The 12,466-nt window shown below is 70.8% G+C and carries 13 protein-coding genes; 7 read left to right on the forward strand and 6 right to left on the reverse strand.

Going from position 1 to position 12,466, the window contains the following annotated elements; genetic code table 11:
• The first annotated feature begins 34 nt into the window (after nucleotides 1-34).
• The gene (locus AC162C_RS03000) at nucleotides 35-637 is read left to right on the forward strand and encodes a phosphoribosyltransferase (protein ID WP_462973198.1); all 603 of its coding nucleotides are present in this window, start codon (nucleotides 35-37) and stop codon (nucleotides 635-637) included.
• A 30-nt stretch (nucleotides 638-667) separates the two neighbouring features.
• Here the strand turns inward: AC162C_RS03000 and AC162C_RS03005 are convergent, their stop codons facing one another.
• From AC162C_RS03005 to AC162C_RS03025, 5 genes are read right to left on the reverse strand one after another with little or no spacing between them, the layout of a single operon-like run.
• Nucleotides 668-1,873 carry a murein hydrolase activator EnvC family protein gene (locus AC162C_RS03005; protein ID WP_484096252.1) on the reverse strand — a complete coding sequence of 402 codons (1,206 nt, stop codon included), beginning with the start codon at nucleotides 1,871-1,873 and terminating at the stop codon, nucleotides 668-670.
• Nucleotides 1,874-1,885: 12 nt separating this feature from the next.
• Nucleotides 1,886-2,197, reverse strand: coding sequence for a hypothetical protein (locus AC162C_RS03010; RefSeq protein WP_484096253.1), 312 nt, complete (start codon nucleotides 2,195-2,197; stop codon nucleotides 1,886-1,888).
• Nucleotides 2,194-4,200 (reverse strand): heme lyase CcmF/NrfE family subunit, encoded by a 2,007-nt coding sequence (locus AC162C_RS03015; protein WP_484096254.1) that lies wholly within the window; start codon nucleotides 4,198-4,200, stop codon nucleotides 2,194-2,196. Before AC162C_RS03015 ends, AC162C_RS03010 begins: the two co-directional genes overlap by 4 nt.
• A gap of 12 nt (nucleotides 4,201-4,212) precedes the next feature.
• Complete coding sequence (locus tag AC162C_RS03020) at nucleotides 4,213-4,617, reverse strand: cytochrome c maturation protein CcmE domain-containing protein (RefSeq protein ID WP_484096255.1); 405 nt, start codon at nucleotides 4,615-4,617, stop codon at nucleotides 4,213-4,215.
• Between the two features lie 55 nt (nucleotides 4,618-4,672).
• On the reverse strand, nucleotides 4,673-4,927 hold the full coding sequence (locus AC162C_RS03025) for a hypothetical protein (RefSeq protein ID WP_462973203.1): 255 nt from the start codon (nucleotides 4,925-4,927) through the stop codon (nucleotides 4,673-4,675).
• 176 nt (nucleotides 4,928-5,103) lie between these two features.
• Here AC162C_RS03025 and AC162C_RS03030 point away from each other — a divergent pair, with 176 nt between their 5' ends.
• The 6 genes from AC162C_RS03030 to AC162C_RS03055 all read left to right on the forward strand — a co-directional run bounded on the left by AC162C_RS03030 (nucleotide 5,104) and on the right by AC162C_RS03055 (nucleotide 9,971).
• The gene (locus AC162C_RS03030) at nucleotides 5,104-5,937 is read left to right on the forward strand and encodes a sugar phosphate isomerase/epimerase family protein (RefSeq protein WP_484096256.1); all 834 of its coding nucleotides are present in this window, start codon (nucleotides 5,104-5,106) and stop codon (nucleotides 5,935-5,937) included.
• 250 nt (nucleotides 5,938-6,187) lie between these two features.
• Nucleotides 6,188-7,117, forward strand: coding sequence for a hypothetical protein (locus AC162C_RS03035; protein WP_484096257.1), 930 nt, complete (start codon nucleotides 6,188-6,190; stop codon nucleotides 7,115-7,117).
• Between the two features lie 102 nt (nucleotides 7,118-7,219).
• Nucleotides 7,220-8,566, forward strand: coding sequence for a phosphomannomutase/phosphoglucomutase (locus tag AC162C_RS03040; RefSeq protein WP_484096258.1), 1,347 nt, complete (start codon nucleotides 7,220-7,222; stop codon nucleotides 8,564-8,566).
• Entirely contained in the window at nucleotides 8,563-9,111 is a 549-nt protein-coding gene (locus AC162C_RS03045; RefSeq protein ID WP_484096259.1) for a cupin domain-containing protein, read from the forward strand. The genes AC162C_RS03040 and AC162C_RS03045 overlap by 4 nt, the downstream gene beginning before the upstream one ends.
• 63 nt (nucleotides 9,112-9,174) lie before the next feature.
• Entirely contained in the window at nucleotides 9,175-9,633 is a 459-nt protein-coding gene (locus AC162C_RS03050; RefSeq protein ID WP_462973208.1) for an acyl-CoA thioesterase, read from the forward strand.
• Nucleotides 9,630-9,971 carry a hypothetical protein gene (locus AC162C_RS03055; RefSeq protein WP_484096260.1) on the forward strand — a complete coding sequence of 114 codons (342 nt, stop codon included), beginning with the start codon at nucleotides 9,630-9,632 and terminating at the stop codon, nucleotides 9,969-9,971. The genes AC162C_RS03050 and AC162C_RS03055 overlap by 4 nt, the downstream gene beginning before the upstream one ends.
• 278 nt (nucleotides 9,972-10,249) lie before the next feature.
• On the opposite strand, the gene AC162C_RS03060 is transcribed toward AC162C_RS03055, so the two are convergent.
• Nucleotides 10,250-12,457 carry a RelA/SpoT family protein gene (locus AC162C_RS03060; RefSeq protein ID WP_484096261.1) on the reverse strand — a complete coding sequence of 736 codons (2,208 nt, stop codon included), beginning with the start codon at nucleotides 12,455-12,457 and terminating at the stop codon, nucleotides 10,250-10,252.
• Nucleotides 12,458-12,466: the final 9 nt, after the last annotated feature.

The following is a 12,466-nucleotide window of genomic DNA, read 5'->3' on the forward strand; positions in this document are numbered from 1 at the left end:
CGACGGACGCGCCAATCCCGAAGGAGGTCTCCTGATGTCCGCGGTCGACCCGCTGCGCGCCCAGGGCCACCCGATCGGAGACGTCTACCTCTCGCGGCAGGCGATCGGCGACCGGGTCGCCGAGCTCGGCGCCGAGCTGGCCACCGAGCTCGCAGGCCTGAATCCGATCCTGATCGCGCCGCTGAAGTCGAGCGCCGTGTTCCTCGCCGACCTGTCGCGCTCCCTGCCGATCCCGCACGAGCTCGACGTGATCGAGCTCGCGCCGTACCTCGGTGGCGCGGGCGACGCCGTCCGCCTCCTCAAGGACCTCGACCTGCCGGTCGCAGGCCGCCATGTCGTGATCGTCGAGGACGTCGTCGACACCGGGCTCACGCTCGGCTTCCTCGTCCGCACGTTGTCCCTGCGCGGCCCGGCGAGCCTGTCCGCTGTCACGCTCCTCGACCGCCCGTACCGACGGCTCGTGGACGACGTGCCGCTGCGGTGGATCGGCTTCACGGTGCCCGACGAGCTGTTCGCTGGGTACGGCCTCGGCCTCGACGAGCGATGGCGCGCACTCCCGGACCTCCACCTGGTGGTCACCGACGAGCTCGAGCTCGGCATCGACGACGGCGGCACGTCGTCGGAGCTGGCCGCCTGAGACCCAGGTGCGCCGCGGCGGCGACGGGCGCTACAGATAGCCCATCGGATCGACCGCACTGCCGTTGACGCGCACCTCGAAGTGGACGTGTGGGCCGGTCGAGTTCCCCGTGTTTCCGCTGTACGAGATCACGTCGCCCTGCGCGACGACGGTGCCGACGCCGCTCGCAAGGGACGAGTTGTGCGCGTACGCGGTCGAGAGCCCGCCGCCGTGATCGACGACGACGAGCAGTCCGTAGCCGCCGAGCCAGCCCGCGTAGATCACCGTTCCGGCAGCCGATGCGCGAACGGGCGTCCCGGTGGAGACCATGATGTCGATCCCCTCGTGCATCCGGCCCCACCGGGGGCCGAACCCGCTCGTCACGGGGCCGCTCACCGGCCAGGCGAGCCCGCCCGGGCTCGGCGCCGGAGCGGGGCCTGTCTCCGCGCTCGACGCGGCCGCCGCAGCCTGCTCCTGGGCTGCACGGATCTGGGCTGCCAGCGCGGCGCTCTCGGCCTCGAGCGACTCCACCTCCTCGACGTACTCGGCCTTCTCCTGGCGGAGCGACCCGAGCTTCAGCTCCTTCTCGCTCTCCGCCGCCGCGAGCGTGTCGCGGCTCGCGACGAGGCGGTCGCGCACGACCCGCTTCTCGACGACGCGCCTCGCGATCTCCGACTCCACCCTTCGCGCCTCGACCCGCGCCTCACGGGCCTCGCGCGTTGCCGTCGCGATCCGCTCGCGCGAGCGTCGGACGGCGTTGACGATCCGTTCGTCCTGCCGTCCGATGCGGTCGAGCAGCTCGATCGTGTCGATCAGGTCACCGAACGATGCCGCGCCGATCACGAACGCGACCGGGTCCGGATCGTCGGCCATGTAGATCTCGCGCACACGCCGCTCGAGTCGCGCGACGGACGTCGCCTCCTCCTGTCGGAGGTGCCCGAGGCGTGTCGCGAGGGCGGCGACGCGACGATCGAGGCGCTGACGGCGGACGCGCTGGTCGGCCAGACGGAGCTCGATCGCCGTCAGCTCCGCCTGCCCTGCTGCGACTGCCGCCTGCGCGGTGCGCACGCGGGCCGCGATCGCCGAGAGCTCGGAGGTGAGCACACCCGTCGCGGCGTCGGCGTCGGCGATCCGGTCGCGCAGGTCACCGATACGGGCATCGACCTGCTCCTTCTCCGACCCTGGGTCACTCGCGGCCGGCGAGACGAGCACGAGCACGAGCACGAGGAGAACGGCGACCGCTGAGCGACGGCCCATTGGAGGTGATGTTCACCGACGCCGCGGCTGTTCCTGCGCGGCGTCGAGCGCTCGCAGCGCCTCGGCCGCCTCCCGACGAAGGCTCCCGACCGCAGCGCGGTAGTCGCCGTCGTCGACGCGCCCGGCGCGGTGATCGGCTTCGAGCTCCCGGAGCGCCTCGAGTGCCCGGTCTCTCCGCTCCGCGAGCTCGAGGCGGTTCCGCACGAGCGGATCGAGGTCGTCCATGCGGTCTGCCGTCGGCGTGGGCTCGCGGAGGAAGGGCAGCGCCACGATCACCACGCACGCGACGGCCAGGAGGGCCGCGAGCACCAGGGCGGCGGTCACGGAGTCGGCGACGCGCCGGCCGGCGCCCCCGCCTCTGCATAGCGGGTCGCGAGGCGCCGCTCCTCCCGCGCGTCCGGCCAGAGCGCGATCAGGGAGCCGGCGAGGAACACGACCCCCGCCAGCCAGATCAGGTTGACGAGAGGCTTCACGAAGACGCGGAAGTAGACGCTCCCGTCGTCGTTCACCTGCTCGGCGATCACGAACAGGTCCTCGGCGCGGAGGTAGTCGGTGCGGATGCCGACCTCGTTGGACACCTGCTGCTCGACGCTGTACGCGTTCTTCCCCGCCTCCACCGTCCCGAGAGACGAGCCGCCGCGCTCGACCGCCAGCAGGGCGCGGACCTCGGTCGCGTTGCTCGCCTCGCGCTCGACGAGCTTCGCGTACGTGAGGTCGTAGTCACCGGCGCGGAGCGTCTCACCCTGCGCGAGACGGCCCTCGACGGAGAGGTCGTAGGCACTCGAGCCGGCGACCCCGATCGCGAGCAGCACGATCGAGACGTGCACGACGTAGCCGCCGTAGCGGCGGCGATTCCGCCTGACGAGCGAGGAGAGCGCCACGGGGACGGACTCCCCCGAGAGCGCCCGGCGGGCGACCGTGCCGCGCCAGAACTCGATCACGATCGCGGCGATCACGAAGGACGAGAACGTATACGCGACGAGGCCGGGTATCGACGACCCGGCCCCGAGCACGAGGAGCACGACACCGGTGACGCCGGCGACCGCAGCGGGGACGCTGAACGCCCTGCCGAGGCTGCGCAGCGACGCCCGGCGCCAGGCGATGAGCGGCGCGATCCCCATCAGCAGGAGGAGCGGCAGCCCGAAGATGCGCAGGAAGAAGTCGTAGTAGGGACGGCCGACGACGACCGACTCCCCGCGCACGGCCTCGGTGACGATCGGCCACAGCACGCCCCAGAGGATGGTCAGGCAGAGCGCGACGAGCAGCAGGTTGTTGTAGAGGAAGGTCGCCTCGCGGGAGACGAGCGACTCGAGGCGCGTCCGGGAACGGAGGGCGGGCAGGCGCCAGAGGATGAGGGCGAGCGAGAAGGCGACGGCGACGATGATGAAGGCGAGGAACCACGCTCCGATCGAGCTCTGCGTGAACGAGTGGATCGAGTTCACGACGCCGGACCGCGTGAGGAACGTGCCGAAGAGCGAGAGGCAGAACGCGAGCGAGACGAGCACCATGTTCCACACCCGGAGCATCCCCCGCTTCTCCTGGATCATCACGGAGTGCAGGAAGGCGGTGGCGGCGAGCCACGGCATGAGCGCCGCGTTCTCGACGGGGTCCCACGCGTAGTACCCGCCCCAACCGACCTCGACGTACGCCCAGTGCGCCCCGAGCAGCTGGCCGAGGCCGAGCGCGGTCCAGGCGGCGAGCGTCCAGCGGCGCGTGGCGACGATCCATCGCTCGTCCGTGCGGCCGGAGAGCAGGGATCCCATCGCGAACGCCCACGGCACTGCCAGACCGACGTAGCCGATGTAGAGGAGCACCGGATGGCTCACCATGTACGGGTTCTGGAGGCTCGGGTTGAGTCCGCGGCCGTCGGGCGGCGCCGGGATCGTCTCGAACGGGCTCGACACGGCGACGAGCAGCCACGAGAAGCCGACCACGACTCCGCCGAGCACCGGGGTCACCCAGAGCATGAGGTCGGCCGCCCGACGGCGGTTCGCGCGCACGACGAGTGCGGCATACCCGGTCAGCACGAGGAGCCAGAGGAGGAGCGACCCCTCCTGCCCGCCCCAGAAGGCGGAGATCTTGTACGGGATCGGCAGCTCCCGACTCGAGGTCGCCGTCACGTACGCGAGCGAGAAGTCGTTGCGGAGGAATCCCGTGAGCAGCACGCCCGCGGCGACCGCTGTCGAGGCGAACGACGCGACGAGGGCGTTGCGCGCCGACGCCGCGAGGCGGCGGCGGCGTGTCACGGCGGCGGCCGCCCCGGCGACGAGGGCGTAGACGGCGAGGCCGAGCGTGACGAGAAGCGCTGCGCTCCCGAGCTCCGGCACGGGGCTCCTACCCTACGCTTCGGGCTCGAGTTCCGAGTACTTCGAGGGGCACTTCGTGATCATCGTCCCGGGCACCGCGACGAAGGTGCCGTCCACGAGCGTTCCGTCGACGACGATGTGCCGGTCGGCGCGGAACAGATCGGGCACCGATCCCGTGTACAGGACGGGGATCGTGGTCGGGTCGTCGCCCTCGATGTCCTTGAGCCGGAAGCGGAGGCCGCCGTCGTGGGCGTCACCGGTGACCGGCCCGACGACCAGCCCGGCGAGAGCCACCTCGTCGGTGCGTCCCTGGAGCTCGCTCGGGGAGATCGAGGGCGTCCCGCCACCCGCGATCGAGGTGTACAGCAGGAACACGGCGAGCACAGCCGCGATCGAGAGTGCGATCACGAGACGAGCTGGCGACCCCTTCCCGGCCATCCCGGACAGTGTAGACGGGAGAGGGGCGCGCGCCGCTTACGGACCGGTGACGGCCTCAGGCCGCGTCACGCCGTGCGGCCTCGCGGAGCCCCGGGTGACGGTCGGGGACGTCGTAGCCGTGCTCCTGGCAGAGCATCCCCGGCGACTCCTCGGTGAGCGCGTCGCAGTAGCCCTTGCCGTAGGACGCACGCATGAAGGCAGAGACGACGTCGAGGTTCCACTCGGTCACGTCGGCCGCCTCTCTCCAGAGGTCGGTGAGCCGGAGGTCGATGTCCAGCTCGAGAAGGTCGATGCGCGTCGGCTGCTCCATGCGGCGCAGGGTACGGAGGGCGTCGGACGGCACACGCCCCTCCCGCCAGCCCAGAACTCCCGCGATTTGCAGGACAATCTCGTGCCCCGGCCGCCGGCCCGCGATGTCTCCGCCGACGCGTCGGCGAGCGGTGCGACGGCGACCCTCGTCCCGGCAGGGGGAGTACAGTCGTGGGCATGGGACGGATCCGCGTCGGCCCGGCGCGCGTGCCCTCGAGGGAGACCGCCGAGGAGGCCGTCCGGCTGCTCGTCGACCGTGGGTACGCCGCCTGCGAGATCGACTTCGAGGGCGGCTTCTGGATGGACTACCCGTGGGCCGAGCGCCTCGGCGAGCTCGCCCGCGAGCACGACGTCGCCTTGTCCGTTCACGCGCCACTGTTCGGCTTCATGGGGCACCTCGAGGCGTCAGGGCGCAAGTGGTCGTCCGCGGTCGGCGCGCTCGACCGCTCCGCCGGGATCGCCGCCGCGTGCGGCGCCGAGCTCGTCGTCCTCCACCCCGGCTTCCTCCTCGGTCGCTCCCGCGGGGACGCGATCGCATCGGTCGTGGAGCAGCTCGGCATCCTGCGCGAACGCCTGGAGGGCAAGGGACGAGCAGTGCCGTTCGGGGTCGAGGTGATGGGACGCGTTCGCGATCTCGGATCACTCGAGGACTGCGTGGCGATCGCGAGCGAGGTCGAATGGGTGCGGCCGGTCGTCGACTTCGCCCACATGCACGCGACGAGCGACGGAGCCTTCCTCGAGGTCGAACGCTTCGCGGAGTCGCTCGCGACGGTCGACGCCGTCCTCGAGCACGGCGTGCCCTTCCACGTCCACTTCTCGGACATCGCCTTCGCCAACCGCAACGAGAAGCACCATCTCCCCTACGGTGAGGGCACGCTCCGCGCGGAGCCGCTGCGGGCGGCGCTCGGCCGCTTCGAGCGACCGGCCACCGTGATCTCCGAGTCGCCGGACGAGGAGTCGTCGCAGGCGATCCGTCGGGCGCTGATCGACGACGCGGCCGGGGCGCACTGACCGCGGCCGAGGCCGCGACGGCCTGACGAAGAAGCGACGGCCTGACCGAGCGCGCGCCGTGCCAGCGCGGCTGTTGACATTTTCACCCGATGGAATAGGTTGTCCCGACACCGCGGAGGCCTCCGATGACGGGGAGGGCAGCACCCACTGGGGCTGCGTTGGGCGGCTGAGCGCCCTTCGCACGACACGAACGCGGTCGGCTGCCCCGGCGCTCCTGCGCGGTGTACGGCGACCCTTCCAGGAGGTGGAGATGAGACTCCGTTCGCTCGCCTTGGTTGCCTGTGTGGCCGGGCTCGCGGCGCTTGCCGCGGTGGCATACGCGGCGCTCCCGCAGGGGAACCTCGTGCAGAACCCGGGAGGTGAGGCAGGACCTGGTCAGACGAACATCGCGAACGTCGGAGCGGTGAACTTCATCCCGCCGGGCTGGGAGTGGTCGACCGTCCCGGAGAAGGAGGCCGGTTTCGTGGCGGCCCAGTACGGTGCGCACCCGTACTACCCGTCGAAGGCCGTGAGCGCGCAGATCGGCGGTGGCAAGAACTTCCTCTGGGCCGGATACCCCCTGCAGCGGTCGGTCGCCAGCCAAGCCATCGACGTCAGCTCGGCGGCAGCGGAGATCGACGCCGGTGGCGTGAAGGCGTGTGTGTCCGGGTACCTCGGCTCGCTGAAGCGGAACCCGGACTCGAGCATCCAGCTCGCTCTCGAGCTCCTGTCCGAGGACGGGGCGAAGCTAGCGCAGGTCGCTGTCCCGGCGGTTCGCGGTGCGACGCTCGCGGAGACGACGTTACTGCGGCGTGCCGCCCAGCGCACAGCGCCGAGAGGCACCCGCCAGCTGCGGGTCGTGCTCACCGCGCAGCGGCCGGTGTCGGGTGGAGCGATCTACGGCTACGCGGACAACGTCTCCGTCGGGTTGACGAGCGGCTCCTGCGAGCCGGTGCTCACGGTCAAGTGCGTCAAGAAGGCGCTCGTCGCCGAGGTCACTCCGTCGTCCGTCGCGAAGACGCAGCGTGTCCGGTTCGCCGTGAAGGGCGGCGCACGCACGAAGCAGGCGAGCGACGCGCGCGCGCCGTACACCGCCCGCTTCACCATGGACGGGCTTACCGGCAGGCTCACCGTCACCGCCGTCGTGCAGCAGGCGGGGAGCGGGCCCGTCACGCTCACGAAGAAGTCGAGACGCTGCTGACCGTCTCGTAGCCGCGCGGGGGAGAGGGCCGACCGACGGACGCCCCTCTCCCCCGCGCGGACGACTGCGCCGCGCCTGCTGCGCCCCCCGTACGATGGACGTGTGCTCGACCCGAAGGTGTTCAAGGCGTACGACGTGCGCGGCCTCCACGGGTCGGAGATCGACGAGGAGGGCGCGTACGCGATCGGCCGCGCGTACGTGGAGCACTTCGAGCCCCGGGTGATCGCCGTCGGTCGCGACATGCGCCTCTCCGCGCCCGCCATGGCCGCGGCCGTGATCGACGGGGCCGCCGACGGCGGCGCCGATGTGCTCGACCTCGGGATGGTGGGGACGGAGATGGTCTACTACGCAGTCGGTGAGCTCGGGCTCGAGGGCGGCATCTGCGTCACCGCCTCGCACAACCCGAAGGAGTACACGGGGATGAAGATCGTCCGCCGTGGCGCACTGCCGGTGGGCGGCGACTCCGGGCTCGACGACATCCGCCGGCGCGCGGAGGCCGGCTTCGGGCCGGTGACGCAGCGCGGCGGGGTGCGCCAGGAAGACGTCTGGCCGGGCTTCGTCGACAAGGTGCTCTCGTTCGTCGACGTCGACGCCGTCGGCCCGCTGAAGGTCGTCGTCGACGCCGCGAACGGCATGGCGGGCGTCATGCTGCCGCCGGTGCTCGAGCGGCTGCCGAACGTCGACGTCGTCGCCTGCTACTTCGAGCCCGACGGATCGTTCCCCAACCACGAGCCGAACCCGCTGCTGCCCGAGAATCGCGCGTTCGTCGTCGAGCGGACGCGCGCAGAGGGTGCGGACGTCGGCGTCGCGTACGACGGTGACGCCGATCGCTGCTTCTTCGTCGACGACACGGGAGAGTTCGTCCCCGGCGACTTCGCGACCGCGCTCCTCGCCGAGGCGATGCTCGCCCGCGAGCCCGGCGGGAGGGTGATCTACGACGTCCGCGCGAGCTGGGCGGTGCCGCGGACGATCGAGGAAGCCGGAGGCGTGCCGCTCATGAACCGGGTCGGTCACGCCTTCATCAAGCACCGCATGCGCAAGGAGGACGCGATCTTCGCCGGCGAGGTGTCGGCGCACTACTACTTCCGCGACTTCTCACAGGCCGACACGGGCGTCGTGCCCTTCCTGCTCGTGCTGGAGCTGCTCTCGCGCAGCGGCAAGAAGCTCTCGGCGCTGCTCGAGCCCTACCGGAGCCGGTACTTCCTCACCGGGGAGATCAACACGCCGGTCGCCGACGTCGCGCTCAAGCTCCAGGAGCTCAAGGAGCGGTACGCCGCCGAGGGAGGAGTCGTCACGCACCTCGACGGGATCTCCGTCGACTTCCCCGACTGGCACTTCAACGTCCGCCCCTCGAACACCGAGCCGCTGCTCCGCCTCAACCTCGAGGCGCTGTCACGGGAGCAGATGGAGCGCCGTCGCGACGAGGTGCTGAAGCTGATCCGCACGTGAGGGACGAAGCGGTCCCCGAGGCGACGACGGACGTCACACCACACGGCCGCGTGGTCACGTCCGACGGCTGGTTCGTGCTCAACCTCGCCGACTGCCGGGCGTGGACGAATTCGCAGGCGGGTACCGTCGTCTCGCCCGAGCCCCGCGACAGCGCCTGGTCGGGAACGGGGGTGAACGTCCACGTCCTGCAGCCCGGCCAGCCGTCGTGCCGCTACCACCAGGAGGCGGCCCAGGAGGACTTCCTCGTGCTCGCCGGCGAGTGCGTGCTGATCGTGGAGGAGCAGGAGCGCCGTCTCCGCCAATGGGACTACGTCCACTGCCCCGCCGGCACGCGCCACGTGTTCGTCGGGGCGGGTGCCGGCCCGTGCGCGATTCTCATGATCGGCGACCGGGTCGACCCCGAGGACATCCACTACCCGGTGAGCGAGGCCGCCGGTCGGTTCGGAGCAGCCTCGGTGAGCGTTGCGACCGACGACCCACGCGACGCCTACGCGGAGTGGCCGGGCCCGTGGGACCCCTGCCCGGCGCCGTGGCCGCCCGGCTGACGGGTCGGGCCGCTCCGAGGAGACCGGCGGGCGTCGTGCCGGCTGCGCCCTAGAATCGTGCGGATGAGCGACCCGCTCGAGCTCGGCCGCGTCACCGGTGAGCGCCCGCCGTTCAAGTACTCGGCGCTCACACGCGTCTGGTTCTCCGACACCGACGCGCAGGGCGTCGTGTACTACGGGCGCTACCTCCCCTACTTCGACCACGCTCGCACCGAGTACCACCGCCACCTCGGCCACGAGCGCGTCGACGATGCGGAGTTCGTGATGCGCGCCTCCGACGTCCAGTACCACGCGCCGGCCCGCTTCGACGACCTCCTCGAGTGCTTCGTGCGCATCGGTCGGATCGGCCGCACGAGCGTGACGTACGAGTGCGCCGCCCACCGACTCCCCGACGGGCAGCTGATGGTGACGGCGACGCAGACGCTCGTGCTCGTCGATCTCGATGCGCGGCGGCCGATGCCGATCCCCGAGCGCCTCCGAGCACCGATCCGCGCGTTCGAGGGAGATGACCTCGCCGAGTGAGCAAACGCGCCCTGCAGGAGCTCGACGACGTCCTCGCACGATCCGACGACGCGGACGAGGCGCTCCGCGAGACCGTGCGGATCCTCGCCGCCGAGCCCGGCATCGCGTGGGCGGGCATCGCCTTTCTCGACGAGGGATCACTCGTGCTCGGCCCGTCCGTAGGCGACCCGGACGAGCGGCGCCGGTCGGCCGTACCGATCCGGTTCGAGGAGTCCGTCGTCGGCGAGCTCGTGATCGACGGGAACGCCGATCCCGCCCTCCTCGAGGAAGTCGCCGGCCGGATCGCCGCCCACGTCCTCATCGGGTGGGACACGGGCGGCGAGGCCTGGGATCCGTAGCGGTCGCCCACGCGACTCGGCTCCCTCAAGAGGCGGGCGGCGGGACGTGTCGGAGCGGCGGAGGCCGGTCGCCGCCTCTCTCACCTGACGTCGAGGGACATTCCTGCACGCTGGCGCACGTGAGCGATCCCTCGTTCGAGTGACCCTCCCTCGTTCGGGAGGGGTACCTCGTTCGAGGGATCGCCTCCCTCGAACGAGGGATGTCCACCGGCCCGCCCGCGGGGCGAGAGAAGCCCTGGGGCCCCCGGGTGCGCAGCCGCGGACGCCCGAAAGCCCACTCAGTCCGGCGTGACGCGATAGGCGTCGAAGACGGCCTCGAGCTGCCGCAGGCCCGAGAGCAGCGAGCGGAGGTCCTTCACGTCGCCGAGCTCGGCCGTGTACCAGTTCCGTGCGAGCCCGTCCTCCACCGATCCACCGTAGGCGACGATGTTCGCGCCGTGCTCCGCGAACGTCCGGGCGACGTCCTCGAGCAATCGCTGCCGATCCCAGGCCTCGACCGCCACCTGGACGCGGAAGCTCGACGTCGCCGCCCCCTCCTCCCACTCCACCTCGGTGAAGCGCTCCGGGTTGCGCATCAGCGCCTTCACGTTCGGGCAGCTGGCCCGGTGGATCGTGATCCCGCGCCCGAGCGAGATGTAGCCGACGATGTCGTCCCCGGGCACCGGTGTGCAGCACTTCGCGAGCCGGACGAGGACGTCGCTGACGCCCGGGACGACGATGCCGAGGCGGTCGCCGGCGACCGTCGACCGTGCCTTCGCGGGCTTGAGCGTGACGGCGGGCTCCTCCGCGACCTCGTCGGTCTTGAGCCGCTGGAGCACCTTGTTCACGACCTGACCCGTGCCGATCTTCCCCGAGCCGAGGGCGAGGTAGAAGTCCTCTGCCTTCTTGAACCCGAGCTCGCGGATCACCTGCGCGAGCACCGCGGATCCCTGGAGCTTGCGGTAGGGGAGGTTCTGGGCCTTCAGCGCCTGGTCGAGCGCCTCGCGGCCCTTCGCCTCCGTCTCGCCGCGCGTCTCGCGCTGGAACCACTGACGGATGCGGTTGCGGGCACGGGAGGAGGCTGCGAGCGCGAGCCAGTCACGTGACGGCCCGCGACCCGACTTCGACGTGAGGATCTCCACGAAGTCGCCGTTCTTGAGCCGGTAGTGGAGCGGGACGATGCGTCCGTTCACCTTCGCCCCGACCGTCCGGTGACCGACGTCGGTGTGCACCGCGTACGCGAAGTCGATCGGCGTGGCGCCCGCGGGGAGCGTCTTCACCTCGCCCTTCGGCGTGAACACGTAGACCTCGTCGTCGAACAGGTCCGTGCGGAGCGTGCGCATGAACTCGGCGGCGTCCTGGTCGTCGCCGTGCCAGTCCATCAATGAGTTGACCCACGTCAGCCACTCGTCGTCCGACTTCTTCGAACGGCCACGCTTGTAGAGCCAGTGCGCGGCGACCCCGAACTCGGCCTCCTCGTGCATCTCGCGCGTGCGCACCTGGATCTCGAGCGGGGTGCCCGCGGGCCCGATCACCGTCGTGTGCAGGGAGCGGTACCGGTTGAGCTTCGGCATCGCGACGAAGTCCTTGAAGCGCCCCGGCATCGGCTTCCAGAGCGAGTGGATGATCCCGAGCGCGCCGTAGCAGTCACGGGTGCCCTCTTCCCCGCTCCGCTCCACGATCACGCGCATGGCGGTGAGGTCGTAGATCTCGTTGAACTCCCGCCCCTTCTTCGCCATCTTGTCGTAGATCGAGTAGAAGTGCTTCGCGCGGCCGAGGATCTCGGCGGGGATGTCGACCTTGTCGAGCTCGGTCGCGAGCAGCTCCCCGGCGAGCTCGACCTGTGCCTCGCGGTCTGCCCGACGATCGGCGACCATCGCCTTGATCTCCGCGTACTTCCGGGGATGCAGGATCTGGAACGACAGGTCCTCCAGCTCCCACTTGAGCGCGTGGATGCCGAGCCTGTGCGCGAGCGGCGCGTAGACCTCGAGCGTCTCCTTCGCCTTCTGCACCTGCTTCTGCTTCCCGAGGTACTCGATCGTCCGCATGTTGTGCAGCCGGTCGGCGAGCTTGATCAGGATCACCCGCACGTCCTGGGCCATCGCCACGATCATCTTCCGGTAGTTCTCGGCCTCGGCCTGCTCCCGGCTGGAGAACGAGATGCGGGTCAGCTTCGTGACGCCCTCGACGAGCTGGCCGATCTCGGGGCCGAACTCGGCACGGAGCTCGTCCGGCTCGACGCCGGTGTCCTCGACGACGTCGTGCAGGAGTGCGGCCGCGATCGTCTGCTCGTCGAGATGGAGCTCTGCGCAGACCTGCGCGACACCCCACGGGTGGTTGATGAAGTCCTCGCCCGACCGCCGCGTCTGGCCACGGTGCTGCCGCTCGGCGTAGTCGAACGCCCGGCGGATCAGCTCCTTGTCGACCCCCGGGTTGTACGTCTCGACCGTCGCGATCAGCTCGTTGACGAGGTGCTCGTGATGGCGTTCGGCGTCGAGGACTGCCATGGCGTCAGT

The organism is Gaiella sp., assembly GCF_057140465.1.

Coding starts and splice junctions, on each gene's coding strand:
- AC162C_RS03000 (WP_462973198.1), top strand. CDS start 35: ATGTCCGCGGTCGACCCGCTGCGCGCCCAGGGCCACCCGATCGGAGAC.
- AC162C_RS03005 (WP_484096252.1), bottom strand. CDS start 1,873: ATGGGCCGTCGCTCAGCGGTCGCCGTTCTCCTCGTGCTCGTGCTCGTG.
- AC162C_RS03020 (WP_484096255.1), bottom strand. CDS start 4,617: ATGGCCGGGAAGGGGTCGCCAGCTCGTCTCGTGATCGCACTCTCGATC.
- AC162C_RS03025 (WP_462973203.1), bottom strand. CDS start 4,927: ATGGAGCAGCCGACGCGCATCGACCTTCTCGAGCTGGACATCGACCTC.
- AC162C_RS03030 (WP_484096256.1), top strand. CDS start 5,104: ATGGGACGGATCCGCGTCGGCCCGGCGCGCGTGCCCTCGAGGGAGACC.
- AC162C_RS03035 (WP_484096257.1), top strand. CDS start 6,188: ATGAGACTCCGTTCGCTCGCCTTGGTTGCCTGTGTGGCCGGGCTCGCG.
- AC162C_RS03050 (WP_462973208.1), top strand. CDS start 9,175: ATGAGCGACCCGCTCGAGCTCGGCCGCGTCACCGGTGAGCGCCCGCCG.
- AC162C_RS03060 (WP_484096261.1), bottom strand. CDS start 12,457: ATGGCAGTCCTCGACGCCGAACGCCATCACGAGCACCTCGTCAACGAG.